The organism is Litoribacter populi (assembly GCF_007483685.1).
GTDB lineage: Bacteria > Bacteroidota > Bacteroidia > Cytophagales > Cyclobacteriaceae > Litoribacter > Litoribacter populi.
Window position 1 is genome coordinate 48,968 of the sequence record NZ_VMKN01000003.1, and the last position, 26,363, is coordinate 75,330.

The following is a 26,363-nucleotide window of genomic DNA, read 5'->3' on the forward strand; positions in this document are numbered from 1 at the left end:
GGAAAGGGTTGAACTTTTCAGTAACCGTAAGTTTGATAATTCGAATAAAGCGCAGGCTAGAGATTTTTAGAAACGCTTTAAGATTCCATCTATGAAAGACAGCCCAGATTAGCTACCACAATGACCTTGGACTTTTAGAATGGGAGGAGTCCATTAAGGCATAAATTAGCAACCGGTAATCTCGTGAATACGATCACAAAGAAACTTTTAAAAACGCCGTTTACCCCTTATATTGGGAAAATAATCAATGATGTCAAAGTGAGAGAATCATTCTATTCTTATTTTAAAACTAATAAACCCCGATGGCAAATAAAACCTCTCTTTCAGGCCAACTTGAGAAAAAATCTAAAATAGCAAAGCCACTTCGATTGATTGGTATTTTAATATTAATCATACAACAAATTCTGTGGCTGGAATTATTTGATTTCCCTTTTTCAAAATATCTGCCAATAGCGACCATAACTATTTTCTCTATTTACTTTATTAATATTTATATTGTTTATAAGAATTTAAAACAATCGAAATAATCCTTCCACCTAACATGAGAAGACTGGATGCTTTATACCTCACCATAAGGCATAGTGGGATATGCACCTAGCATACGAAGTTCAATGTGGGCCTGCTGTCTTGAAGACAGTAAAATGAAATTAGATGCTTCAGGACCCGACGCGGGTATATTAGAATTTGTTAGGCTTGAATAGATGTTAATAAAATAAAAAGAAATACATGGCCCTATCCCTACTCTTTCAAAAACTTCTTCACCTGCCTATTGCTGCCACTGCCGACTTCAATCAAGTAAATACCAGGCCTCAAAGCCTCCAGTATTTCCTCAATCTTTTCAATTTGGATAATTTCATCCTGGTGGAAAATCACTTTGCCGGTCATGCTTGAGATTTTAACCCAAGTTCCTTCTTGTTTGGCAAAATTCAGGTTTACCTTGCCACTTAGGTGAGGATTGGGGTAGAATTCAAAAAGTTGGGGAAGCTGTTCCTGGCTTCTTATTGCACGAACCTCACTAAAGGTGGACCTTCCGTCATAATCTATTTGCTGGATCTGATAATAAACCGAGTTGTTCCAGTGGTTTTCATAATAGGAAAAAACATACTCGCTAATGCCTTCATGATCTCCTTTGCTTTGAACCTCCCCTATGGGCACAAACTTATTGGCGCTGCCGATGGACCGTAGGATCACAAACTTCTCATTCCCAAATTCCTTAGCTACCGACCAAGTCAATCGGGTTTCCCTGTTCTGATAACCTGCCTTGAAGTCAATCCAGGTAAGTGGAAGAATTGATAACATCCCAGTACTGCCAATGGTAAAGGTCTGGCTTTGCAGTTCATCGAAATTCAGGTTTCGTTTAGCCAAAAAGTATCCATAATCGGCACCTTGCTCATGGTTCCCCGGTGCGGCATGTGTATCACTGACGATCCTAAGGTCATCGGGATCCACCACAATCAACTCATCAGCCCTAATTTTCATGGTAAGATCGTTCATCACTGAAGGAGCTGCAAGGATCTCGTAATAACTGTTCAGCTTGTGAAGTATCGGTGTGCCATCTCTATCGCTGAAACCTGGGTTGTGATTGATCCCTGGGACTTCGACATTTTTGATATGTAGAGGTGAGTTAGTGGCTCCGGGACTTCCGAGAAGCTTCAAACTCCTCAACCCATTCACCTCCCTGTCATAAAAAGGGAAGGTAGCGTTGGCTTCATTCATGTCATAGGGAAGCCTGTTGAGGGTAAAAGAAGGTAAATTGATCCAGCTGCCGGACAGATATAGGTAGTCGGGCTTTTCTAAAATTAGCTTATGCCCCTCGAAATTGAGGTCCCCACCTATGTGGTGGAAGCTTTCAGAAATCTGCACATCATGATTAAAGCCAACTAGCCCTGCTGTTTTATCCACAGTTAGTGCATAAAGGGGTTTGCCTTTGCGATCGATGTTTTGAGTATAGGAGCCGGTCAGGCGGTAAACGGTGTTGTTATCCAAAAGGGGACCTTCTCCATCATAATAAAAATCACCTGTAAAGCTAATTTCGTCAGTTATCGTTTTCGAGGAAGCATTTAAAAATTGAAGGCTATGATATGAAGTGATGGAGTGATTCCCAATCTGAAGTAATCCTTGGTTTCCTGATGGACTGGAGTAAATTAGCTCGCCTTCTAGCCGAAGGTCATTGGCCAGCAAATAATTATTATTTTGAGTTATTTCGAGCTCCGCTCCTAATTCGATATAGAATTGACCAATGGGATTGTTGTCAGACCGAAAAGCAATATTTCTGGTGCAATCAGAAATTAGTCTAGCACCATTTTTCACAATTACAAACCCTTCTCCATATGGCCCCTCATTATTTGCAGAAAAGGTTGAACATCGAATTGGAGTGACGCCTCTGTTTTCTGTTTGAATTAATTTACCTGAATTTATGGTAAACCCAATTGATTTAAAAGGCTCTTCTAAAGTCAATGTTTTCCCTTCGCCTGGGTCAAAAACAACTGTGTAACGACTATTGGTATTAAATCCACTCCAGGCACCTCTTGTAATTATGGTCCGACTTTCTCCCTTAAAAACAATCTTGCTCTCGACACTATTTCCAATCCAATTTTGACTGTTCCAAGTACCACCTGGCTCCCCAGGTGCTGTACCTTTGAAAGCATTTAAAGTCCCATAAACAAACAGAGACCTGCCATTTAAAGTCAGCTTTTGACCAGCGCCTGTATCTGCAAAAATGAAAACATTACCAATCTCTTCATCTTTGGCTAACCTAACAGTATGCTTATCTTCAATATAAATCTCATCCTCCCTCCCCGGCAGCCGAGTAGCAGCTCGCCACTCCTCACCATCCCAATGCATCCAAGTATTTAAGGCATCAAAATTACCAGTCCGGGCAGACCGGAAACTATTCAGGTTTTGGGCTGGGCAATATTTTGCGTTAATTGCAAGATTAAACAGCAATACAAGGATTATCTTGTATTTTCGTTGTGAAAATAAGTCAAGCAAGCTCATATAAGTGTGAAAAAGGTCAGGGAAAAAAGTACGCTACACGGTAATCAAAAAGCTATTCCAGCAAATGGAAAAAAGTATGTACAAGATAACCAAAAATCTATTCTTAATGCAATAGTTCTAATATTTTTTTTCACCCTAACCCCCTTAATATCAGCCGCCCAGACCCAACGTTATCAAATCAGCCTACTGACCTGCGATCCGGGTGAGGAGCTGTACAGCTCCTTTGGCCATAGCGCCCTGAGGGTACTGGATATGGAGACCGGCAAGGACCTGGTATTCAACTGGGGCACCTTTGATTTTGACGATCCTAACTTCTACATCAAATTCGCACAAGGCCGATTGGATTATTTTCTTAGCCTGAGCACCTTTGAACAGTTTCTTTACCATTATCGGTATTTCGAGCGGGGTGTTCGCGAACAGGTATTGGACCTTTCCCCCGAGCAAGTTGAAAGGACGGTGGCATTGCTGAATGAGAACGCGAAACCTGAAAATGTTTATTACCGCTATGATTTCTTCTATGACAACTGTTCGACCAGGATCAGGGATATCATGGAGGCTGTCTTGGGCAGGAATCTGGATTGGAATGATCCTGTGAGCTATGAGCCTAAAACGTTCAGAGACCTCATTTTTGAATACGTTTATCGTTTACCTTGGGCGGATTTTGGGATTGACTTGGCATTAGGCAGTGTTATTGACCAGGAAGCGTCGGAAAGAGAAAGACAATTCTTGCCCGATTACATGGAGGCAGCCTTTGCCCGAGCTGTAATCGTGGGAGACGGCCCTACCCGACTTTTGGCCGAACCCGCCAGAGTTGTTCTTGATTACCCATTGGTAGACCAGGAAAATGAAGTGTTAAATCCTCACATGTTATTTTGGTTATTGGCCATTGGGTTTATAGTTTTGACATTTATCGGCTATATAAGGAAGAGGCTATTTGTTGGTGCCGATATGGCCTTGTTTGGCATTCTTGGATTGATCGGGTTAGTCATTACTTTCCTGTGGTTTTTCACAGAGCATACCACCACCGTTTACAACTGGAATATCCTTTGGGGCTTCCCGGTACATTTAGTCTTGCTTTACGGCTTGCAAATGAGAAGACCAGCAAATTGGGTCAAGCAATATTTGTTTTTTGCCATGATGCTGGCCAACCTGACCTTGGTGTTTTGGATCCTTGGATTCCAAGACTTCCACTCCAGCATCATCCCTATATTGTTGATCATTATATTGAGGAGCAATTATTTGTATTATCATTTGGAAAGGCTGAGGTTTATAAGAGGAGAAAATAAATTAACCGCAGAGGCGCAGAGGGTGCGGAGGTGAAAAAATTAGATAACCCTCTGATTCCTCTGCGACTCCGCGGTTAACTTTTAACCACAGAACAAATTTGCCCGAAAAAGCATTCTTTATCTAGCTTGGGGTACTGAGCGTTTTTAATTTAGAAGCTGACTATGAATTTCAAGATAATTTCTGACTACGAACCCACTGGAGACCAGCCGGTGGCAATAAAAAAACTTACGGACTCCGTCAATTCTGGCGAGCGCTCCCAGGTTTTACTGGGGGTGACCGGGTCGGGTAAAACTTTTACCGTGGCCAACGTCATCCAAAATGTACAGAAACCCACCTTGGTACTCAGCCATAACAAAACTCTTGCTGCCCAGCTATATGGTGAATTCAAGCAGTTCTTTCCTGACAATGCGGTCGAATATTTCATTTCTTATTACGACTATTATCAGCCGGAGGCATTTATTCCCACCAGCGGCACCTATATTGAAAAAGACCTAAGCATCAACGAGGAGATAGAAAAACTTCGATTGAGCGCAACCTCTGCATTGCTATCTGGGCGAAGGGATGTGATCGTAGTGGCATCCGTTTCCTGCATTTATGGTATCGGAAACCCTGAAGAGTTTGGCAAAAACGTCATCCGCTTGCAAGTAGGCGACAGAATTCCCCGAAACCAGTTTTTGTACAAGCTGGTGGACATTCTTTACAGCCGGACCAGCGCGGAGTTTACCCATGGTACATTCAGGGTAAAAGGAGATACAGTTGACATATTTGTGGCTTACGCCGATTTTGCTTACAGGATTTATTTCTGGGGGGATGAGATTGAGTCCATTCAGCGCATAGACCCGCAGTCGGGTAAAAAAATCGCTGATGAAAATATCATCTCCATTTTCCCCGCCAACCTTTTTGTTACCGGTAGGGATGTGATTGATGTGGCAATTCATGAAATCCAGGACGACCTGGTAAGTCAGGTTGCTTTCTTTGAAAAGGATATGAAATTGATGGAAGCCAAAAGGTTGAAAGAACGGACCGAGTTTGATCTAGAGATGATCCGGGAATTGGGTTACTGTTCGGGTGTGGAAAATTACTCCAGGTATTTTGACCGTAGGCTTCCCGGTACAAGACCATTCTGCCTGTTGGATTACTTCCCGGATGACTTCTTGATGGTCATAGATGAGAGTCACGTGACCGTGCCGCAGGTACGTGCCATGTGGGGTGGTGATAGGGCCAGAAAGGTCAATCTGGTAGATTACGGTTTCCGACTGCCATCAGCGATGGATAATAGGCCGCTGAAGTTTGATGAATTTGAGGCCTTGATCAATCAGGTCATTTTTGTGAGTGCCACCCCTGCCGATTATGAACTTGCCCAAACTGAGGGGGAGGTTGTGGAACAGATAATCAGACCGACAGGTCTGCTTGATCCGGTGATCGATGTGAGGCCAAGTGGCAATCAGATTGATGATTTGCTGGAGGAAATTGACCAGACAATCAAGGCCGGAGACCGGGTGCTGGTGACTACGCTTACCAAGCGGATGGCAGAGGAATTGAACAAGTTCTTGGAAAGAGCTGGGGTAAAAGCCCGTTATATCCACTCGGAGGTAAAACCCCTAGACAGGGTTGAAATTTTGCGGGAGCTTCGACTAGGTGTATTTGATGTTTTGGTGGGTGTCAACTTGCTTAGAGAAGGATTGGATCTTCCGGAGGTTTCTTTAGTAGCCATTTTGGATGCCGACAAGGAAGGCTTTTTGAGAAACGAGAGGAGCTTGGTGCAGACAATCGGACGAGCTGCGCGAAACGAAAACGGTCGGGTGATCATGTATGCTGATAAAACTACCGCGTCCATGCAGGTGGCCATCGATGAGACCAACCGAAGAAGAGCAACCCAGATGGCCTATAATGAGGAGCATGGTATTTCTCCAAAAACTGTCATCAAGTCCAGAGAAAAAATCATGGGTTCCACCAAAGTTGCTGATAGTAAGAAGGGGGCTAAGTTCTACGATGGGGAAATTAGTGTGGAACAATCCGTGGCTGCTGACCCGGTTGTTCAGTATTTGAGCAAGGATAAACTAGAAAAGTTGATCAACCAGACTCAGAAGCTGATGGAGAAAGCCGCCAAGGAATTAAACTTTATGGAGGCGGCAAGGTTAAGAGATGAGTGGCAGGGGCTTAAAAAGCGCCTAGAAGAGTTGAACCGTAACGTAATTTAGCATTTTATACTATTTATAGGTTATATTGTCAATATAATAGACTCAAATGAAAAAGTACATACTACTCTCCTTTACATTCGTTTTTCTAATGTTCTCCGAGCTCCAAGCGCAGCAGGGCGAAGGATCCATTATGGTTGCAGGAGGTGGTGACATTTTCCGCACCGACCTCCCAGGGGTGTTTCAACGCTACCAGGCAGGGTTTGAAGGGCATTATTTTGTAAGATATTTCTTAAGTCTCTCAGCGGGTTATGAGATCAATTCAGATTTCTCTAACCAAGTTTCGTTAGGTTCTAGGGTATATTTCGGAGACCCCATTTTTGTGCGGATACGGGGACTCTTAGGCAGTCAAAGCGATTTGGCATTGGGAGCCGGCTACAGCCACAATCTTGGCTATAGGTTCCGACTTGAAGGAATTGTGGATTATTATGCGGTTACCCAAACAGCGGGAATAAGAGCTGGAATAAGTATCCTGCTAAACTAATTTGAAAAATGACCCTCCGGGAGGTGGCCAACCTTGCTAAGCAGGGTGAAGGCTTACATATTGAGTTCAAGAAAAAAGTAGCCCACCCTGATAAGATTATCAAGGAGGTTATCGCCTTGGCCAATACCGATGGAGGATACCTACTTATCGGCGTGGATGATGACGGAACCGTAAGCGGCCAGCGCTACGTGGATGAACATGTATTCCTTTTGGACAAAACCATTGCCGAGCATATTAAACCGAAACTAATTTACGAAAAGCACATCCTTCCTATCAATGCCAAAAAAGGCGTGGCGGTTTTTAGGTTTGATAAAAGCCCTTCCCGTCCTCATTACTTTCTAGAAGAAAAGAAGAGGCGATCATTTATTCGGGTAAAGGACAGGAGCGTGCAGGCCAGTAAGGAAGTGTGGGAAATCCTCAAAAAACAAAAGAGGGAGCAGGATGTATTTTTTCAGTATGGGGAAAAGGAGGATGTGTTAATGAAGGCTTTGAAAGAACAAGAGACCATCACCCTTAAGCAATTTGCAAAATTAGCCATGCTGCCCCGATTTGCCGCCTCCCGTATATTAGTCCGAATGGTATTGGCAAATGTATTGGAAATCATCCCCCAGGAGGGAGAGGATTTGTATACTTTAAAGCTAAAGGATTGAAGAACAAGTTCTCGCAACGGCGCAACGAAAAACGCAACGGGCGCAACGTGGCCATTTCCTAAAAAAAAATGGTCACTAAGGAGCGCAAAATTTTAATAAAGTCGCACTAAGTTTTTTTTAAGGAGTTAAGTTTTTTCTGCTACAATGCCTAAGATTCTCTCAAAACATCTTGTACCAAATCCATTTCAAACCCTCTAGCTAAAAGATATTTCATCACTTTTTGGCGTTTAATAAAATCGTCCTTATCCTTCACGCTTTCCCATTTCTTTTCAAAAACCACTTTCAAAGTAATCCAGTAATCCTCCGGATCAATTTCCTTCATTCCTGCTTTTATACAATTCGGGCTGATGTTGCGGAGCTTGAGTTCCCGTAGAATTTTGTTTCTCCCCCACTTTTTGATTCTAAATTTCCCTCCCACGAATGCTTGGGCGAACCTTTCCTCATTGAGAAAGCCTTCCGTGATTAGAAAGCTGATCAACTCCTCCACATCATCGGAATGTAATCCATAGGTATATAATTTATCCCTCACTTCCTGTTGACACCGTTCCTGATAGGCACAAAATGCACCGATCTTCACCTTGGCCTGGGAAGGGGTCAGCTTTTTTTGAGCTTTAGATTCAGCATAATCTTTTCTTTGGAAAGACATTTGCGTATTTTTAACCTTTTAAAAATCTAGAAAAATCAAACCGATAACCATACAAACATGAGAAAAAAAATAGTAGCAGGCAATTGGAAGATGAACTGTACCTACGATGAGGGACAGAAGTTGACATCAGAAATCGTCAATATGATCAAGGACGAACGTTCAAAGGATGTAACCGTAATTCTTAACCCTCCATATTTGCACCTTCCAAGTGTCAAGAAGCTAGTGGGGGAAGTGTCCAACCTTTTTGTTGGTGCCCAGGATTGCTCCGATCAAGAATCCGGTGCCTATACAGGACAGGTTTCTGCCAAGATCTTGGAATCTTTCGGGGTGAAGTATGTCATCATCGGGCATAGTGAAAGGAGAGAATTTTGCAGTGAGAACAATGACGTGTTGGCCGACAAAGTTAAACAGGCCTTGAAATATGGTTTGACTCCCATTTTCTGCTGCGGGGAGTCCCTGGAAGTCAGGGAAAGCGAAACACAAGAGCAGTATGTGACCCAACAATTGAGCGAAAGCCTTTTTGATCTTTCTAAGGAGGATATTTCCAAGTTGGTCATTGCTTACGAACCTATTTGGGCTATCGGAACAGGAAAAACCGCATCTTCAGATCAGGCACAGGACATGCATGCAGCGATCAGAAAGCATCTAGCATCCAAATATGGCCAAGAGGTTGCTGATGGGATTTCTATCCTATATGGTGGCAGCTGCAAACCTGACAATGCGCAGGAAATTTTCTCTAAACCTGATGTGGACGGCGGTCTTATCGGAGGAGCTTCTCTAAAATCCCGTGATTTCATGGATATTATCAAATCATTTTAATGGAATATTTAGAGTTTAAGATATCCTGTAAGCAGGAGTTTACTGAAATCCTCATAGCGGAGCTTGCGGAAGTAGGTTTTGATTCCTTTATGGAAAACGAGGAAGGGTTTGAGGCATATGCTGAGGACAATAATTTTGACCGGACCGGATTTGATGAGGTCATCGCAAGGTACACTGCAGTTGCGGAAATCTCGGTGTTGGAAGGAAAAATGGAAAAGGTAAACTGGAATACGGAATGGGAGAAAAATTATGACCCCATCCAGGTAGGCAATCAGGTTTATGTCAGGGCATCCTTCCACGCTTCCAAACCGGAGATCAAACATGAGATTGAGATCAATCCGAAGATGTCCTTCGGGACCGGCCACCATGCCACTACTTACTTGATGTTGACCCATCAACTGAACCTTGACCATCAAGGTAAAAGCGTGATCGACATAGGATCGGGAACCGGTATTTTAGCCATTATGGCTCACAAACTTGGGGCTACTGAAGTTCAGGCATTTGATATTGATGACTGGTGCGTGGATAACGGGAATGAGAACTTTGACCTGAACGGCATGCAACATGTCCGAATGGGACTTGGGACTATCCGTGAAGTCAACCCTCAAGGGCAGTTTGACATCGTCCTAGCCAACATCAACAAGAATGTGCTTTTGGATGAAATGGAGGCTTATGAGAAACTAGTAATGTCATCAGGACATCTTCTGCTGAGCGGTTTCTACGACCACGACGTTGTGGACATTGAGCAGAAGGCAACCTCTTTAGGCTTTGTCAAAAAAGACCAGAAGGTGAAGGATAAGTGGACTGCTTTGGTTTTTGAGAAGGGTTGAATAAGTACAGAAAAATAAGTAAAAGGTAAGAAGTAAGAGGTAAGAAGTTCTGTTACCTCTTACTTTTTACTTCTTACCTCTTACTCTGTGTTCTCTTTGCCTCTGCGGTTTTTTTTTATTTAACTCAAAACAACATTTCCTTAGCTAAAATGTAAACCGCCATGATCAGGACGAAGTATCCGAAGCCTTTTTTAAGGTGCTTGGCGTCAATTCTGGAAGAGAGGTAACTACCTACGAATATTCCTATCAGGGAGAGGGCTGTAAAGCCACCTAGGAAGGCCCAGTCAATAGCCTGGGTGCTGAGGTCTCCCAAGAAACCGATAAGGGATTTGACCGCAATTATCAAAAGGGAAGTTCCCACGGCCATTTTCATGGGCAAGTTTGCCAATAACACCAATGCAGGAATGATCAAAAATCCTCCACCGGCTCCTACCAATCCTGTAACCACTCCTACTATTGCGCCCTCAGCGGCAATCAGAGGAAGGTTAAATTTGATCTCTCCTTCCTTCCCTTCTAGTTTTTTCTTACCGTTCTTTATCATGGAGTAGGATGCTGCTAGCATAATAAGGGCAAAAAATACCATGATGGCTATATCCTTGGTTAGCACCCAATCCCCTATCGAGAAGATTTTTATAGGAATGGCGGGCACCAAAAATTTCCGAGTTAGATAAACGGCCAAAAACGAAGGGGTAGCAAACACTGCTGCTGTTTTATAATTTACGAGTCCTTTTTTCATAAATGAAAATGATCCAGCCAAAGAAGTCGCCCCAACCACGAATAAGGAATAGGCTGTGGCCAATACCGGGCTGATGCTAAGCAGGTAAACCATAGCCGGGACGGTGAGTATAGACCCGCCTCCCCCTATAAGTCCCAAACTAATCCCTATGATCAATGCTGAAATATATCCCAGTATGGTAATGATATCCATTATTCCAATTATTTTTTTTAGAGACTACAAAAATACAAGCAATAAATTCACTACAAAGTGATCATTGTTACAATAGAAACTTTTTCCACAACGTTGAATTTTACCTAAAAAACGCAACAGCGAATCGTTTCGAAACCTCTGGGTCGTAGCGTGAACCCTTTAAAACACAAAAAGCCGCAGAATTTCTTCTGCGGCTTTTTATATGGTTTTTCCTTTTACTTATTCTACGGTTACGGATTTGGCCAGGTTCCTTGGTTGATCCACATTGCAGCCTCTCATCACAGCGATATGGTAAGAAAGCAACTGTAGCGGCACCACAGAGATCAAAGGTACCAATGCCTCGTGTGCATGTGGGATTTCGATCACGTGGTCGGCCATAGCCTTCACGGAAGTATCACCTTCAGTCACCACTGCGATGATTTTGCCTTTTCTGGCTTTCACCTCCTGGATGTTACTGACAACTTTCTCGTAAGAACTGTCCTTAGTGGCAATAAATACCACAGGCATTTCCTCATCGATCAAGGCAATAGGCCCGTGCTTCATCTCTGCTGCCGGGTAACCTTCAGCATGAATATAGGAAATTTCTTTCAACTTCAACGCACCCTCCAAAGCCACTGGGAAATTGTATCCACGACCTAGATATAGGAAGTTTCGGGCGTCTTTATACTGCTCGGAGATTTTCTCGATCTGCTCGTTGAGAAGCAATGCTTTCTCTACTTTGCTAGGAATAGCCTCAAGTTCGCTTAGAAGCTGTATGTATTTGGTTTCAGAAAGGGTACCTCTCTGATAACCCAACATTAGGGCCATCATGGTCAATACTGAAATCTGAGCAGTAAATGCTTTTGTAGATGCTACACCGATTTCCGGTCCGGCGTGTGTATATGATCCCGCATGCGTAGCTCTTGCGATGGAAGAACCTACCACGTTACAAACCCCAAAGATAGTCGCACCTTTTGACTTGGCCAATTCAATAGCCGCCAAAGTATCGGCAGTCTCACCCGACTGGGAGATGGCGATCACGAAGTCACCTTCATTGATTACCGGATTTCTGTAACGGAATTCGGAAGCATATTCAACTTCAACCGGGATTCGGGCAAACTCTTCGAAAAGATATTCAGCCACCAATCCGGCATGCCAAGAAGTACCGCAAGCGGTGATGATAATCCGGTCGGCATTTTGGAATTTGTTGATATAATCCCTCAATCCACCTACGATCAATCGGCCGTTTTGGGCATCCAGTCTGCCTCTCATACAATCAGCAATGGATCTTGGCTGCTCATTGATTTCCTTCAACATGAAATGCTCATAGCCACCTTTTTCGATAGCTTCCAGTTCCATTTCAAGCTGGTTGATATAGGGGTTGGTCTCTACATTTTCGATTGTTTTGATCTGCAACTTGTTGTTACGGATCACGGCAATCTCATAATCATCCAAGTACACAACTTGGTTGGTGTATTCGATGATTGGAGTGGCGTCTGATGCCAAGAAGTATTCATTTTCCCCAACACCAATCACCAAAGGAGAACCTTTTCTAGCCGCAATCAGCGTGTCAGGCTCTTCTTTGCTCATGATGACAATCGCATAGGCACCTACCACTTTGTGCAAAGCCAATCTTACAGCTTCTTCAAGAGTACAGTCGTTGTTCTTGTGGATGTCCTCTATGAAGTTAATGAAAACCTCAGAGTCAGTTTCACTATGAAACACATAACCTTTGTTCAAAAGGTCAGTTTTAAGCACTTCATAATTTTCAATGATCCCGTTATGAATCATTGCAAAATTTTCTGTAGAGGAATAATGGGGGTGGGCATTGGCATCATTAGGCTCACCGTGAGTGGCCCAACGGGTATGTCCAATACCGATTTTAGAGTTCAAATGAGGGTTGTCCAGCAAAGAATTTTCCAACTCGGAAACCTTACCCTTCTTTTTGTAAACACTAAGCCCATTATCATTTAAAAGCGCTACTCCCGCACTGTCATAACCTCTGTACTCTAGCCTTTTAAGTCCTTTGATAATGATAGGCAACGCATCCTGCTCACCTACATACGCTACAATTCCACACATAAATAATCTATTATATAAAAATTAACTTTATCTCGTAGTTGAGTAATATACTTTAAGTTTGATGTTGTCTTTATTGACTTTATACTCTCTTAGAGACTGTCTATAAAGGTCTGGTCCTGTTTGTTGGGAAGTATAGTTCTGATTTGGATAAATCATCAAATTTTTTCTTTCCAAATCCGAACGATATACTGCATTAAGATAATTGGTCAAAACCACACTATAACCTTGGATGCCGTTTTCGTAGGCCAAACCTGCAGGATTGCTGACAGCCGGCACAACATTTCCATCAGGCCCCATAGATTGCTGAGCCTGGTTATTGGCCTGAACAGTTATTGCAGCCCCATCATACCTTAAGTAAACTTGATTGTCATCATTCAAAAATATCATTTGATTAATTCCGAATGGAGACATAGATTCACTAAATTCATGTACAGGCGCCATATCAAGTGTCACCTGGTTAAAGGTCACATTACCCAAGGTATCCAAAAATGCTTCTAAAGGGGATGTATCCAAACGGATCACCAAACCCGTATTCCCTTTTGTCCCTACAACATCCCCCACATCATAACCGACATGGGTTTCTTGGATTGATTCAAGAGGCGTGCCAGTTCTGTCATTACTGACATAGCTAAACCTTCTGGAAGAAGCTGTAGTAACTGCATAAGTTGATGGCACGGTATCGCCTTCATTATGATAATAAAAATACATACCTGTATTACCCCCCACTCTTACGGGAATACTTGTATTCTCAGTCAAATTCCCTTGAATAGCAATGCCCGGAAAATAATTACGGAAGGCAAAAATATCAGAAAATGCATTACTGCCACTTTTCACATCGTTAAAAAACTGGGCCGCAAAGTCCGCATTAACATCGGTTCGTACAAGGGTATCCCGATTCGGTGCTAGCGTAAAGGACCCATTTACAAACGGAGTCGCTGAAAATGCCAGTCTATCGTTGTTGAAATATGAAATATCTTGAATCGGCTCCTCTAATTGATGTACCTGTAGCGTTTTTTCCTGGCTCAATGATTCCCCTATTGGAGCGATTATTTCAAACTGGAATTTGGCTGAATCCAAAATTGCATTTTCATTTGGACGAGTGGCTCGGGTATCAATAAACATCCGACTGAAACCGATACTTTCGGTAACTCCAAAAAAATCACTGGTTTGTCCACCCGCCAAAATCACAGACTGGTTGGTCGTATTGACCGAATCCAAAAGCATCATAGAAGCAGAAAGGGGTATTTCTGCGTAGAAAACCCCTATCTGGTTGTTTTCCGGATCCAGTTCCAGGCCGATATCCGAAGGATCGGCACAAGAGCTAGCCAGAAGCAATGAAATGGAAAGAACTGAGGCTAATTTAGCCGGCAAGTTCAGTATAGATGTTGTAATAACTTTCGAACATTTGTTCTTTTTCTTCGCTGTTGTTAATCTCACACTTTTTGTCTTTAGGGCAATTTTCAATTAATTGGTGAAGATGTTCGGACATCCCATCTCCTTGCACGATTACATCGGCGTATTCCATACCAATTTTGATAAACCCTTCGAAATCTTTGGATTTCAACGGGGCCAATATGGCATCGTCGATATCGACCATTTTCACCTTTTCAAATAAATCGTCCCCAAATTTATGGTTAAATTCGTTATTATATATAGCGAAGACGGATTTTGTTCCTTTAAATAAAGGTTCATTTTTGTAAGTCGTTTTCAAGTACATAGGAATTAAGCTGGTCATCCAGTCATTGCAATGCACAATATCAGGGGCCCAACCTAGTTTCTTCACGGTTTCTATGACTCCTTTACAAAAGAAAATAGCTCTTTCGTCATTATCTTCATAGAATTTTTCCTGCTTGTCATGGAAAACGCTCTTTCTTTGGAAATAGTCTTCATTGTCTATAAAGTAGACCTGAAGTTTTGCATTGGGAATTGAAGCGACCTTAATGATCAGCGGCTTCTCTTCATCACCCACAGAAATGTTGATTCCTGAAAGTCTCACTACCTCGTGCAACCTGTTCTTTCTTTCGTTTATCAAACCAAATCTTGGAACAAGAATACGGATTTCCATCCCTTTTTCCTGCATTGCCTGAGGCAACGCTCTTACGAAGTTTGCAACTTCTGAAGTTTGAAGGAATGGGTTGATTTCACTGGCTACGTAGAGAATACGAAGTTTAGACATATCTTGTTATTTTTTATTGAGGGATATTACGGGACTACAAACTTACAAAAAAAATAGGTAAAATCCATGGTTTTTATCGGGAATAACATAGTTTTGCCCCTATTTTGTAATTACAAAAGCGAGAACCATTGAAAATTCTGCGGACAAGGATAGAGGTCAAAGAGGCCTTAGCTCCAATTAGGAAAGAAGGAAAAACCATAGGATTAGTTCCTACCATGGGCGCCTTGCATGCGGGCCATCTGTCATTAGTGGAAAAATCCAAATCTTATTCGGATATTACAATTTCCTCTATTTACGTCAATCCCACCCAATTCAACAATCCCAAGGACTTGGAAAAATATCCAAGACCGATAGAAAAAGATCTTAAATTATTGGAAGAGAACGGGGTAGACTTTGTCTTTTTGCCTGATGACGGGGAAATGTACCCCAGAGAAACCCGTCTTAAGTTTGACTTTGCCGACCTGGAAAAGGTACTTGAGGGGGAATTCCGCCCCGGGCATTTCAACGGGGTAGGCATTGTGGTATCCAAGCTATTCCATATCATCCAACCCGACCATTCCTATTTCGGCCAAAAGGACCTGCAGCAGGTGGCTGTAATCAAGCGCCTGGTAAACGACCTTTCCTTCGATCTGGAAGTGGTAACCGTGGATACCATGCGGGAACAAGATGGCCTAGCGATGTCTTCCCGAAACATCCGTCTAGACGATCGCGACAGGCTGGTTGCCACTATATTGTATAGATGCTTAACTTTTGCAAAGGATGAACTTTTAGCAGGCAAGGATTGGTTTGAGACCAAGGACAAGGTCACTAAGAGGTTTTTGGACGAGCCAAAAGCCAGACTGGAATACTTTGAGCTTGTAAAAGCTGATACTATGGAAAAAGTAGCCACCATCACTCCGGGAGAGACTTTTGCCATCTGTACTGCTGCCTTTATCAAAGAAGTCAGACTGATAGATAACTTATTAATAATTGATTAACTTCGCGCCAAATTCCAAATCATGCATATCCAAGTATTAAAGTCAAAGATCCACAGGGTAAAAATCACACAAGCCGAACTACATTATGTAGGCAGCATCACTATAGATGAAGACTTGATGGATGCAGCCAATCTGATTGAGAACGAAAAGGTACAGATTGTAAATATCAACAACGGGGAGCGTCTTGAGACCTATGTGATCAAGGGAGAAAGAGGCAGCGGGCAAGTTTGCCTTAACGGACCTGCAGCAAGAAAAGCCCAGGTAGGTGACATTGTAATTATCATCAGCTACGCTGGAATGGAAATACAGGCAGCCAAGGAGTATAATCCCGTTATCGTATTTCCTGACGACAATAACCAGCTATAAACATTGAGATTATCAGCAAAGCAGTGGATCCAGGTAATCCTGTCACTTCTCGTGGCCGTCTGGATTTTCTGGTACTTATATAAAGACATTAAAATGGACAGCCTGGTGAATGCACTTCAGCAGGCGTCCATTTTTTATATCCTTCTTTCCGTTGTAATATCGGTGATCGGTTATTGGCTCCGTGCCTGGAGATGGCGTTTGCTGATCAAGACCGCCACGGAACAGCCTCCAAGCACCTTAAGAACATTTTGGGGACTAATGGGTGGCTATCTTGCCAACCTGCTGGTACCACGAGCTGGGGAAGTAGCCCGATGTGGATACCTTAAAAAGACCGACAACCTTCAGATGGGCAACCTTCTAGGCACAGTCATACTTGAAAGAACTGTGGACTTGGTCTTCATGATGCTGGTCATTTCCTTAGCCTTCGTCACTGAAAGCGGCACTTTTCTTAACCTAATCAGTGAACTGGTTTCATTGAATGCACTTAAGCAGTCTTTCCTTGGTGCTGCACCGATTATTATTGGCGCATTGATCGTTACCGGTTTGGTTATAACTGCCTTGCTAAAAAAATACAGAGACAGTTCAATCATCCAAAAAGGCCAGCATTTTATCCGCGACATCTTAACGGGCTTAAAAAGTGTCCGCAAAGTGGATAATCAAATAGGTTTTTGGGGAAGTTCCGTGTTGATTTGGATTGTCTATTTCCTGATGATGTATTTTGTTGCCATTGCAATCCCAAGCACTGCCAATTTGACCGCTACTTCGGTATTGATGGTCATGGTAATGGGCAGTATTGGCATGATTGCACCGGTTCAAGGGGGTATAGGTACCTTTCATGCACTGGTGGCCTTCATTTTGATGACCTATGGATTGACGGAAGAGGAAGGAAAAATCTTCGCCGTGATTGTACATAGCTCCCAGGTTTTGACCGTTATGGCAGTAGGACTGGTGAGTTTGGCGGTTTTGGTTAAATTAACAAATTCAAAGCAACCACAGACCGCCCCTTAGCGTAATAATTTAGAGTTTTACCAAAAAATAAAGACACGAGTATGTTGTTAATTGTTATCGTAGTAGGTTTTGCCATTCTTGGCTATGTTGTAAGCAACAGGCTGAAGAGCAAGTTTAAAAAGTACAGCCAAACTTCACTTCAGGCCAACCTTTCTGGAAAGGAAATCGCCGAGCTTATGCTTGCCGACCACAATATTTCTGAGGTAAGGGTTAACTGCGTGGAAGGAAAGTTATCTGACCACTACAACCCTGAAAATAGATCAGTAAACCTTAGTCCGGATGTTTATTACGGAAGAAACGCAGCGGCTACAGCAGTAGCAGCTCACGAATGCGGTCACGCCGTACAGCATGCTACAGCCTATAGTTGGTTGCAGTTGAGATCCACTCTAGTACCTATTCAGAATGCCAGTGGCAAGATTTTGAACTTTGTACTTATTGCGGCCCTGTTTGGTGGAATTGCTTTATTCGGACTTCCTTACAAAGAGGTTGGGGTTATAGTAGTGGGTGCTTATGGTATCATTACGATGTTCTCTCTAGTGACCCTTCCGGTTGAATTTGACGCAAGTAACCGGGCCCTAGCTTGGGTGAAGCAAAGAAACATCGTCACCACCTCCGAATATGCCATGTCGAAAGATGCATTGAAGTGGGCAGCCATGACCTACGTCGTCGCCGCTTTGGCCTCACTGGCCACCCTGGCCTATTATGCCTTTATCTTCTTTGGTAATAGGGACTAGTAAGAAATTAAAATATACCGAAAAGGGACAAGTCATTGTCCCTTTTCTTTTTTTAGTGTATATTCCGCCCTTGAAAAAATCCAACTAATTTTAGACAATGAATTTTGAACTAACAGAGGAGCAAATAGCGGTAAGAGATGCAGCCCGAGAATTTGCAAAGGCTGAACTTTTACCAGGAGTCATAGATAGGGATACCGAAGCCAAATTTCCTGCTGAGCAGGTAAAGCAGATGGGAGAGCTTGGTTTTCTCGGCATGATGGTGGATCCAAAATACAACGGCGGAGGCATGGATACGGTATCTTATGTGCTAGCCATGGAGGAGATTTCAAAAATTGACGCATCCGCATCTGTTTGTATGTCTGTAAACAACTCCCTTGTTTGCTGGGGATTGGAAAAATATGGCACCGAAGAGCAAAAGGAAAAATACCTGAAGCCACTAGCCACAGGTGAAAAAATCGGAGCATTCTGCCTGTCCGAACCCGAAGCAGGATCGGATGCTACCAGTCAAAGCACTTCTGCCGAGAGATCAGGGGACCACTATATCCTCAACGGCACCAAGAATTGGATAACCAATGGTAACACCGCAAGCATTTACCTAGTAATAGCTCAAACAGATAGCAGCAAAGGACATAAGGGGATTTCTGCCTTTATTGTAGATCGTGAAACGGAAGGGTTTGTAGTAGGAAGAAAAGAGGACAAACTAGGGATCAGAGGTTCAGATACCCACTCTCTGATGTTTTCGGACGCCAAAGTGCCAGCGGAAAACAGAATCGGGGATGAAGGCTTTGGATTCACCTTTGCCATGGAAACACTTAACGGTGGCCGTTTGGGCATTGCCGCTCAAGCTTTAGGTATCGCATCCGGAGCATATGAGTTAGCATTGGCTTATTCTAAGGAAAGAAAAGCTTTTGGTAAACCCATCTCTCAGCACCAAGCTATCCAATTTAAACTTGCTGACATGGCGACAGAAATCGAGGCGGCGCGATTACTTTGTATCAAGGCGGCTTGGATGAAAGATCAAGGCATGGACTATAGTCAAGCGAGCGCAATGGCCAAACTTTATGCTTCCAAGGTAGCTATGGAAGTGACCGTGGAAGCTGTACAGGTTCATGGTGGATATGGTTACGTGAAGGAATACCACGTTGAAAGACTCATGAGAGACGCAAAAATCACTCAGATTTACGAGGGCACTTCAGAGATTCAAAAAATAGTTATATCTCGAGGCCTTTTAAGATAAAAAATTTTAAACTCAGAATTATGGCATAAATATTACAAATTATGCCATAATTGAATTTTTTTTGTTAATATTTCTAATATTATTACACGGTTTTAGAAAAAAGTCATACTTTTACAAAAAAACACCTAAGAGGCTTCGTCATGGAATATTACAATAAAGTCATCGAATCCGTTGGGGTCAGGTTTATCAAAGGAAATAATTTCAAAGTTGAAAGACCTGTAACCGTAACTGATTTTACAGATACAGAGAACACAGTTGTCCTTTTGCACCAAGGCTCGGTGAGATTTGGCGACGATCAAGAGGCAGTTAACGAGGGAGAAATATTATTCATTCCTGCTAGCAGAACTTCCAAAGTGTCTTTTGGTACCGTTACCAAAAAGAACGAAGTTAACAATGAAGGCTTCAACGAAAACAAGAAGAAATTCCTTCAAACCATCAGTTTCAAAGAAATCAAAAATGCGGAAGACGACTGCATTACCATGTTGACCTTTGAAGCCAAGGTTTTTGATGTAGTTAATTTCTTCCATTCCTTGGGTATTCCTCCTTTTGTAATACGATTCAATGACCGAATTGCCTCTATCATTGAAGATATCATCAAGGAGTCTGAAGCCACTACTCCAGGTAAGGAAAGAGTAATCAAAATCCACACAGAGCTTTTAGTTGTAGAAGTCGTAAGACACATCTTGAAAAACAGATTGTTCGTGGAAGAGCTTTCCACAAACAGTACCTACTTCAAAGATCCTCGTTTGATCGACATGTTCAACTACATCAAGAAGAACATCGGTGGGGATCTTTCCAACAAAGTATTGGCTAGAGTTGCCAACGTTTCAGAGGATTATGTAGGCCAGTATTTCAAAATGTTGACTGGCATCAACCCTCAGGATTACATTGAATACCAGAGAATGGAAGCCGCTGTGGATCTTTTGAGAACCACTAAGAAAAGCATCCGTGATATCGGAAAAGATGTAGGGTACAAGGACACCGCTTACTTCTGTAGAAGATTTAAGATGATGTACGGTTTGCCAGCAGGTAAAATGAGAAGAAGAGAATCCCTAATTAACGTTCAGGGATAAATTATAGACATTCGCATATTCCAAAACCTCAATCAATAGATTGGGGTTTTTTTCTACCCCATTGCCTAGAACCACAACATCGGCACCTGCCATCCAGGCAGCCTTTGCGCTCTCCACAGACCTTATTCCTCCTCCTACTATCATTGGCAATCGCGTGGCCTTCTTGACACTGGTAATGACCTGAGGATCGACGGGGGCGTTTGCTCCACTTCCTGCTTCAAGATAAACATACTGCATTCCCATGTATTTCCCCGCCAAAGCCGTTGCGACAGCTAAGTCAGGCTTGTTATTGGGAATCGGAAGGGTTTGGCTCACATAGTTCACACTAGTGATTTCACCGTTGTTTACAAGCATGTAGGCTGTTGGCAAAACTTCAAGATCGGTTTGGGCAATTAGCGGTGCTGCAGTAACCTGTTGTCCAATTAGAAATTCAGGATTTCTTCCTGAAATCAGCGATAAAAACAAAATACCATCCGCCTTGTCAGATACCTGGACCGCATTCCCAGGGAAAAGTAATACGGGGATATTGGTTGCCAGTTCTTTAAGCTCCCTGATCAGCTCATCCACCCTATCGCGCATGAGTAGACTGCCGCCCACAAAGAAAAAGTCCACCTGATGATGGACTGCTTTTTTGATTAAGGATTGAAATTTAGACTTATCCCCAATTTTGTCCGGGTCGAGCAAAAGGGCCACGGCCTTCTTATTTTCTTCCCTAAGTCGGGTAAATCTTTTTTTAATGCTTTCTTGTGTCATTTCTATGAACCTTCTCTGCAAGATCGGCCATAACTTTGGCTTTCACAAATTCAAAAGCCGCCATGAGTATTCTTTGCCCAACTGGTGCCCAGAAGGATGCTTTTGGAGCCGGTGCGGGATTGTAATAGTACCTATCTTCAGGCGCCGGGGAGCGTGATAGCATCCCTTCTTGCTCTAATCTTTTTACCGCATCCTCAATTTTCTTGCTTTTACGGCCTTGGATAGCTCTAACTATACCAAATGTAACCAGCCCGCTGATCAATACGGTGCCCCCTAGTTTAACCCAAGTTTGGGAGTCGGACTTGATTACTTCAAATTGCTTGTGAAGAGTTTGTTCCAGCTCTTCTGCTTTTCTTTTAAGGTCGATATCACTCATCTGGATGCGTAGTGGTTTTGGTTTGAAATAGAAATACAAATTTGTTTACAACCCTCTTTACAGAGAATTGTACTTTTTGGGAATCTTTGATTACAAACAGGATAATAAAGATCAAGATAAATATCCCGCCCACTGCAAGAAAACCCAAAGCTGTATTGGCAAATAATGCTCCAAAATAGAAGGCCAGCGATACGCTCAAAAAGAAAAGTATCAACAACCCTACAAAGCCCATTGCTGCCAACACTGCCACCCTGCTGATCAGGGTTGAAAACTCCTCTTTCAGTTCTTCTTTGACAATCTGAAACCTTACCTCAAAAATATTCTTGATGGTATTGGTGATTTCGGAGAAATTCAGCATTTGCGAAAATTTTATAGTTAAAAATAATAATATCCTCGAATTGGAAAATGAATATACAGCAAAAACCTTGCACAAAAAACCTAAAAAGCGCTTATGCTTCTTGGTTCTCTAAATAATAACTATACATCATAACATGTTCTAGGGCTTTTCTAATAGCCGTATTAATCGAAAAGTGCTCTGATAACCTATCATCAAGGTCTGCCAGCAAAGAATAATAAGTTGAAGCAGAGGGTGCGGGCAGATCCACGTTGATGGCTTTACTCAAAGCCTCAAATTGTGTGGGTTGTCCTTCCTTAATCACTTTACAGGTTATCATTTCTTTCTTCCCATGTTTATCCCTTCGGACAGACGACCCAAATAATCTACAAATCATTCCTCTGTGCTTATAATCGGAACAGGAGCCTGAATTTGTCGCAAAGTTAGTCTGGTTAAACAGCAAGCAAAAATCTCCCTCCCCCATGGTTTCAAGCTTTCCCATTGCCTCATCTGCCTTTCCAGTACGGTAAAGATCAAAAGCCAATGGAAGAAACTCTAGTACAGAAGCTGAAACCTTAGGATTCATGCAACATTTACCGCAGCCGATCACACAGCTCAGGCCGCTTTTGGCGGCAAACTTACTGGTATCTTCGGACAACAGGTCAAATACTCGGCTGACTTCCAGCGCCTTTTCACTTAAATTCATAGCGTGTCGTAAATTGGGCACGAAAGTACCATTCGGTAATTGTAATTCCTATAACTGGCAAACATTTTGAACTGTTTATATTTGTCGGCGATAACTCGGCCTCGAACTTAGTTTTTTCAACTTATTGGATTAACTTTCGAGGCTTAAAACATCACTTTTAAGTTTGAACCACCGGTTAACACAGTTTTTTAAAAAAGTAAATCTGAAAAAATGAGTGAAGAAGAAGTAGAAAAAGTCCTAAAGACTGAAGAGGAAAAAATTCGTAAAGCATTTGAGGAGAGAGATTGGAGCGAGATAAAAAGTGCGGACTCTTGGGCTATTTTCAAAGTAATGTCCGAATTTGTAGAAGGATTTGAGAAACTTGCTAAAATAGGCCCCTGTGTTTCTGTATTCGGGTCCGCCCGCACGCCAAGGGAGCACCATTATTATAAAGTTGCGGAAGAAATTTCAGCTAAGCTGGTTCGCCATGGTTATGGTGTGATCACCGGCGGTGGCCCAGGTATCATGGAGGCCGGTAACAAAGGTGCCCATTCCGAAAATGGAAAGTCGGTAGGGCTAAATATCCTGCTTCCTTTTGAGCAATTCAACAACATTTACATAGACCAAGATAAGCTGATCACATTTGACTATTTCTTTGTCAGAAAGGTTATGTTTGTGAAATATGCACAAGGATTTGTCGTTTTACCAGGAGGATTCGGCACCATGGACGAGCTTTTCGAAGCCCTCACCCTGATCCAAACCAAAAAGATCGGCAGATTCCCTATCGTCTTAGTAGGCAAGGAATATTGGTCAGGATTGGTAGACTGGCTCAAGACTACCATGCTAGAACAGGAAGCTAACATCAATGAGGAGGACTTGGATCTTTTCTCAGTGGTGGACAATGCGACTGAAGCCGTGAAAGTAATTGACGAATTCTACAGTAAATATTTATTATCTCCCAACTTCTAAAATACCGTGAACAAGATTCACTTCTTCATTCTGTACGTCCTGATAATCGGCTTGGCCGGTTGGTTCTATTATTCTACCGCCACTCAAGCAAATCCCGTCGGGGAAGTAATAATTAAGAATGAGGCAACTGGTCAGGAACAGAGGGTATCTGTTCCTGAATTTACCCGTGTAAAACTTTTTGACACTCCTCAAAACCTGACTTTCGCCGGTGAGGCGGTGCCATTAGACCAGCAGGATATTCTAGAGCGCTTGGAGAGGGAAATATATGTTAACGCCTACTGGAACAGCAACACTATCCTGACCATGAAGCGTGCTGGCAAGTTTTTCCCGATTATCGAGCCAATTTTGGAAAAGCATAATATCCCTAATGACTTCAAATATGTGGCCTTGGTGGAATCCGGACTGATGAACGTGGTTTCCCCTGCGGGAGCAAGAGGCTTTTGGCAGTTTATGGAAAGTACTGGCAAAGAGCTTAACTTAGAAATAAGCAATGAAGTGGATGAAAGGTATCACTTGGAAAAATCCACTGAAGCAGCGTGCCGATATTTAAAAAAGGCTTATGGAAGATTCGGCAACTGGACGAGTGTGGCAGCCAGCTACAATATGGGAATCACTGGTCTCAGCAAACGCAAGAATGAGCAATTGATGCCCAATTATTACAGCCTTTTACTCAATGAGGAAACCAGCCGATACGTTTTCAGGATTTTAGCTTTCAAAGAACTTTTCGAAAATCCTGATATGTATGGTTACGAATTGCAAGAACAGCATTTCTACAAAATGCCCAAGTTGAGGGAAATTATGGTAGATGATTCCATCAATGACCTGGCTAAGTGGTCCGTGGAACAAAACAGCAGCTATAAAGATCTGAAGACCTACAATCCTTGGCTTAGAACCAATAAATTGTCGGTAAAAAAAGGCCGCCAATACACCATCAAGCTTCCAGCATAGTAAACATTATCAGGAGTAAAATCATTTAATGTATATACAGCTTCCTGATCATGACCAAAAAGAAAAAGCTTGCTTATATACTTCTTTCGATTGCTATTTTTATCCTCCTTCTTGTATTGGTTATTCCCATTGGGATTAACATCTACCTTAATGCAAATGCAGAAAAGATAGTAAGAAACATGATCACCAGAACCAACGATTTTGGTGGACATGAAGTGGATTTTGGACATATAAAGGTTAATTACAATTTTAGAGGGACTTTTTTAGAGCTGGGCGAAGTCACCATTAAACCTGGAGAAAGCATACCTGAAGACAAAATCAAATTTGACCTCACTGCTGAAAATGCCTATCTAACCGGTTTTTCTTGGTCAAGTTTTCTTTTCAACAATTCCATCTCTTTAGATTCCGCTTATTTGGAAAACCTGACGGTCACTAGTCGGACACCGCCAATGGATGAGTTAGAAATAACAGAAGAAGTTGAAGAAGAAGCCGAGCTGGGAAATAACTATGACAAAATTGCCATAGACAGAATCAGGTTTAACAGACTTTCATATTTTAACATTGACAGCGAAAATGATTCGGTCCGCATGAGCATTAAGGATCTCAGCTTTTCCGCTAATTTTTTCCAGCTCACCAAAGAAGATCTCAGAAGCAAGACTGCCCTATTCAGCGTAGACATGCTCGAAGGCTATATGGATGAGGCTTCCTATCATTTTAACGAGTACAGAAATGTAGTCTATGCACGTGACCTTTCCTTCAACACCCAGGACCAGAATCTCCTCATAGCCAGAGTGGAATTTGATAACAAGTTGGAACGTTATGAATACATCAACCAATTTGATCAAGAAACCGACTGGATAGAATTGGAGCAAGGTGAAATCGATGTTAAGGGAATGGCGTTTCATGAATTTTTTGAGCAAGGCATTATTCACGCCGAAAAAGTCAAGGCTAATGAATTGGTCATTTCTGTTTTTAGGGACAAAAGGAAGCCAGAAAACACCATCGCAAGGCCCACTATGGTCCATAAGCTGATCAGGGAGATCCCAATTCCAATATCCATTCACCAGTTAGAGTTGCACAATGGTGAAGTTTCCTATGATGAGCGACCCGATAATGAGGCCCCACGGGCAGGCTCTGTCCATATCAACGATATAAATGCTACAATAAGCAACATCACCAACATAGAGGGGATGTTGTCTAGAAACAATAAAATGAATCTGATAGCAGAAGGAAAGCTAATGGGTGAAGGAGCAATAGACTTGGATGTGATTTTTCATTTGGAGGATACAAGTGGCCGCTTTGACATGAAAGGCACCATCGGAAGCATGCCCCTTCCTTCCATCAACGATATGCTTGGTCCAGGTACTCGGGTAGCAATTGATGAAGGTTGGCTCAACAATCTTGAGCTCAATATTGTGGCTAATGATTATGAAGGAACAGGCGAGGTGGTCATGCAATATCGTGACCTAAAAATCCAGATTTTAGACAGCGACTATGAGAAAAACCAGAACATTTTCCGTAGGGCGGGAGCTTTCTTGGCCAATACTTTTGTGGTGCGCAGCAACAATCCAGACAGTGGGGGCACACTGGTCAAGGGGGATGTCTATAAAAAACGGGACCAAACTAGTAGCATATTTAACTACTGGTGGGAACTGCTGCTCAGCGGGATGATGTCCACCATGACTGGAGAAACAGAAGCAGAAATGCGGGAAGCGACTCGCGAAGATTAAGCACCCTAAAACTTATCCTCTGCTGAAATGGTTACTTTCAAGAATGATGGAACCATATTAAATCCATATTTTTGTAAAAATCGAGATAAAAGGTTAC

At 42.5% G+C, this 26,363-nt stretch carries 26 protein-coding genes; 16 read left to right on the forward strand and 10 right to left on the reverse strand.

Annotation, left to right across the window (positions count from 1 at the left end; all coding sequences use genetic code 11):
• Positions 1-302 precede the first annotated feature (302 nt).
• Positions 303-527: a hypothetical protein gene (locus FPL27_RS18960; protein ID WP_143962815.1), complete on the forward strand. Its 225-nt coding sequence runs from the start codon at positions 303-305 to the stop codon at positions 525-527.
• Positions 528-738: 211 nt separating this feature from the next.
• Here FPL27_RS18960 and FPL27_RS18965 read toward each other — a convergent pair whose 3' ends face one another.
• Entirely contained in the window at positions 739-2,997 is a 2,259-nt protein-coding gene (locus tag FPL27_RS18965) for a T9SS type A sorting domain-containing protein (RefSeq protein WP_143962816.1), read from the reverse strand.
• A 6-nt stretch (positions 2,998-3,003) separates the two neighbouring features.
• Between FPL27_RS18965 and FPL27_RS18970 the strand changes: the two genes are divergently transcribed.
• From FPL27_RS18970 to FPL27_RS18985, 4 genes are all read left to right on the forward strand, one after another.
• Positions 3,004-4,317, forward strand: a complete 1,314-nt coding sequence (locus tag FPL27_RS18970; RefSeq protein WP_235893501.1) for an Lnb N-terminal periplasmic domain-containing protein — start codon at positions 3,004-3,006, stop codon at positions 4,315-4,317.
• Between the two features lie 128 nt (positions 4,318-4,445).
• On the forward strand, positions 4,446-6,485 hold the full coding sequence (gene uvrB / locus FPL27_RS18975; RefSeq protein WP_143962817.1) for an excinuclease ABC subunit UvrB: 2,040 nt from the start codon (positions 4,446-4,448) through the stop codon (positions 6,483-6,485).
• A 46-nt stretch (positions 6,486-6,531) separates the two neighbouring features.
• A complete protein-coding gene (locus FPL27_RS18980) occupies positions 6,532-6,966 on the forward strand; it encodes a hypothetical protein (RefSeq protein WP_143962818.1) in 435 nt (144 codons plus the stop codon).
• Positions 6,967-6,974: 8 nt separating this feature from the next.
• On the forward strand, positions 6,975-7,616 hold the full coding sequence (locus FPL27_RS18985; RefSeq protein ID WP_143962819.1) for an AlbA family DNA-binding domain-containing protein: 642 nt from the start codon (positions 6,975-6,977) through the stop codon (positions 7,614-7,616).
• Positions 7,617-7,764: 148 nt separating this feature from the next.
• Here the strand turns inward: FPL27_RS18985 and FPL27_RS18990 are convergent, their stop codons facing one another.
• On the reverse strand, positions 7,765-8,262 hold the full coding sequence (locus FPL27_RS18990; RefSeq protein WP_143962820.1) for a regulatory protein RecX: 498 nt from the start codon (positions 8,260-8,262) through the stop codon (positions 7,765-7,767).
• A 57-nt stretch (positions 8,263-8,319) separates the two neighbouring features.
• Between FPL27_RS18990 and tpiA the strand changes: the two genes are divergently transcribed.
• A complete protein-coding gene (tpiA, locus tag FPL27_RS18995) occupies positions 8,320-9,081 on the forward strand; it encodes a triose-phosphate isomerase (RefSeq protein ID WP_143962821.1) in 762 nt (253 codons plus the stop codon).
• Positions 9,081-9,911 (forward strand): 50S ribosomal protein L11 methyltransferase, encoded by an 831-nt coding sequence (gene prmA / locus FPL27_RS19000; RefSeq protein WP_143962822.1) that lies wholly within the window; start codon positions 9,081-9,083, stop codon positions 9,909-9,911. Before tpiA ends, prmA begins: the two co-directional genes overlap by 1 nt.
• A gap of 124 nt (positions 9,912-10,035) precedes the next feature.
• Here prmA and FPL27_RS19005 read toward each other — a convergent pair whose 3' ends face one another.
• The 4 genes from FPL27_RS19005 to FPL27_RS19020 all read right to left on the reverse strand — a co-directional run bounded on the left by FPL27_RS19005 (position 10,036) and on the right by FPL27_RS19020 (position 15,076).
• Positions 10,036-10,839, reverse strand: coding sequence for a sulfite exporter TauE/SafE family protein (locus tag FPL27_RS19005; RefSeq protein ID WP_143962823.1), 804 nt, complete (start codon positions 10,837-10,839; stop codon positions 10,036-10,038).
• A 219-nt stretch (positions 10,840-11,058) separates the two neighbouring features.
• Complete coding sequence (gene glmS, locus FPL27_RS19010) at positions 11,059-12,900, reverse strand: glutamine--fructose-6-phosphate transaminase (isomerizing) (RefSeq protein WP_143962824.1); 1,842 nt, start codon at positions 12,898-12,900, stop codon at positions 11,059-11,061.
• Positions 12,901-12,927: 27 nt separating this feature from the next.
• Positions 12,928-14,271, reverse strand: coding sequence for a DUF4270 family protein (locus FPL27_RS19015; protein ID WP_143962825.1), 1,344 nt, complete (start codon positions 14,269-14,271; stop codon positions 12,928-12,930).
• A complete protein-coding gene (locus tag FPL27_RS19020) occupies positions 14,261-15,076 on the reverse strand; it encodes a glycogen/starch synthase (protein ID WP_143962826.1) in 816 nt (271 codons plus the stop codon). The genes FPL27_RS19015 and FPL27_RS19020 overlap by 11 nt, the downstream gene beginning before the upstream one ends.
• Positions 15,077-15,204: 128 nt before the next feature.
• Between FPL27_RS19020 and panC the strand changes: the two genes are divergently transcribed.
• The 6 genes from panC to FPL27_RS19050 all read left to right on the forward strand — a co-directional run bounded on the left by panC (position 15,205) and on the right by FPL27_RS19050 (position 20,471).
• Positions 15,205-16,053: a pantoate--beta-alanine ligase gene (gene panC / locus FPL27_RS19025; RefSeq protein ID WP_143962827.1), complete on the forward strand. Its 849-nt coding sequence runs from the start codon at positions 15,205-15,207 to the stop codon at positions 16,051-16,053.
• A 21-nt stretch (positions 16,054-16,074) separates the two neighbouring features.
• Positions 16,075-16,419, forward strand: coding sequence for an aspartate 1-decarboxylase (gene panD / locus FPL27_RS19030; protein WP_143962828.1), 345 nt, complete (start codon positions 16,075-16,077; stop codon positions 16,417-16,419).
• A 3-nt stretch (positions 16,420-16,422) separates the two neighbouring features.
• On the forward strand, positions 16,423-17,427 hold the full coding sequence (locus tag FPL27_RS19035) for a lysylphosphatidylglycerol synthase transmembrane domain-containing protein (RefSeq protein ID WP_143962829.1): 1,005 nt from the start codon (positions 16,423-16,425) through the stop codon (positions 17,425-17,427).
• 41 nt (positions 17,428-17,468) lie between these two features.
• On the forward strand, positions 17,469-18,161 hold the full coding sequence (locus FPL27_RS19040; protein WP_143962830.1) for a zinc metallopeptidase: 693 nt from the start codon (positions 17,469-17,471) through the stop codon (positions 18,159-18,161).
• A gap of 97 nt (positions 18,162-18,258) precedes the next feature.
• Positions 18,259-19,398, forward strand: coding sequence for an acyl-CoA dehydrogenase (locus tag FPL27_RS19045; RefSeq protein ID WP_143962831.1), 1,140 nt, complete (start codon positions 18,259-18,261; stop codon positions 19,396-19,398).
• 140 nt (positions 19,399-19,538) lie between these two features.
• Positions 19,539-20,471: a helix-turn-helix domain-containing protein gene (locus tag FPL27_RS19050; protein WP_143962832.1), complete on the forward strand. Its 933-nt coding sequence runs from the start codon at positions 19,539-19,541 to the stop codon at positions 20,469-20,471.
• Here the strand turns inward: FPL27_RS19050 and FPL27_RS19055 are convergent.
• The 4 genes from FPL27_RS19055 to FPL27_RS19070 all read right to left on the reverse strand — a co-directional run bounded on the left by FPL27_RS19055 (position 20,451) and on the right by FPL27_RS19070 (position 22,640).
• Positions 20,451-21,224: a phosphoglycerol geranylgeranyltransferase gene (locus FPL27_RS19055; RefSeq protein ID WP_143962833.1), complete on the reverse strand. Its 774-nt coding sequence runs from the start codon at positions 21,222-21,224 to the stop codon at positions 20,451-20,453. The genes FPL27_RS19050 and FPL27_RS19055 overlap by 21 nt on opposite strands.
• Positions 21,205-21,600 (reverse strand): hypothetical protein, encoded by a 396-nt coding sequence (locus FPL27_RS19060; RefSeq protein ID WP_143962834.1) that lies wholly within the window; start codon positions 21,598-21,600, stop codon positions 21,205-21,207. Before FPL27_RS19060 ends, FPL27_RS19055 begins: the two co-directional genes overlap by 20 nt.
• A complete protein-coding gene (locus FPL27_RS19065; protein ID WP_143962835.1) occupies positions 21,593-21,958 on the reverse strand; it encodes a phage holin family protein in 366 nt (121 codons plus the stop codon). The genes FPL27_RS19060 and FPL27_RS19065 overlap by 8 nt, the downstream gene beginning before the upstream one ends.
• A 91-nt stretch (positions 21,959-22,049) precedes the next feature.
• Positions 22,050-22,640 (reverse strand): YkgJ family cysteine cluster protein, encoded by a 591-nt coding sequence (locus FPL27_RS19070; protein ID WP_143962836.1) that lies wholly within the window; start codon positions 22,638-22,640, stop codon positions 22,050-22,052.
• A 210-nt stretch (positions 22,641-22,850) separates the two neighbouring features.
• Between FPL27_RS19070 and FPL27_RS19075 the strand changes: the two genes are divergently transcribed.
• The 3 genes from FPL27_RS19075 to FPL27_RS19085 are packed head-to-tail and all read left to right on the forward strand — an operon-like array spanning position 22,851 to position 26,266.
• Entirely contained in the window at positions 22,851-23,588 is a 738-nt protein-coding gene (locus FPL27_RS19075; RefSeq protein WP_143962837.1) for an LOG family protein, read from the forward strand.
• A 6-nt stretch (positions 23,589-23,594) separates the two neighbouring features.
• Positions 23,595-24,536, forward strand: coding sequence for a lytic transglycosylase domain-containing protein (locus FPL27_RS19080; protein ID WP_143962838.1), 942 nt, complete (start codon positions 23,595-23,597; stop codon positions 24,534-24,536).
• Between the two features lie 50 nt (positions 24,537-24,586).
• Positions 24,587-26,266: a DUF748 domain-containing protein gene (locus FPL27_RS19085; protein ID WP_143962839.1), complete on the forward strand. Its 1,680-nt coding sequence runs from the start codon at positions 24,587-24,589 to the stop codon at positions 26,264-26,266.
• Positions 26,267-26,363: the final 97 nt, after the last annotated feature.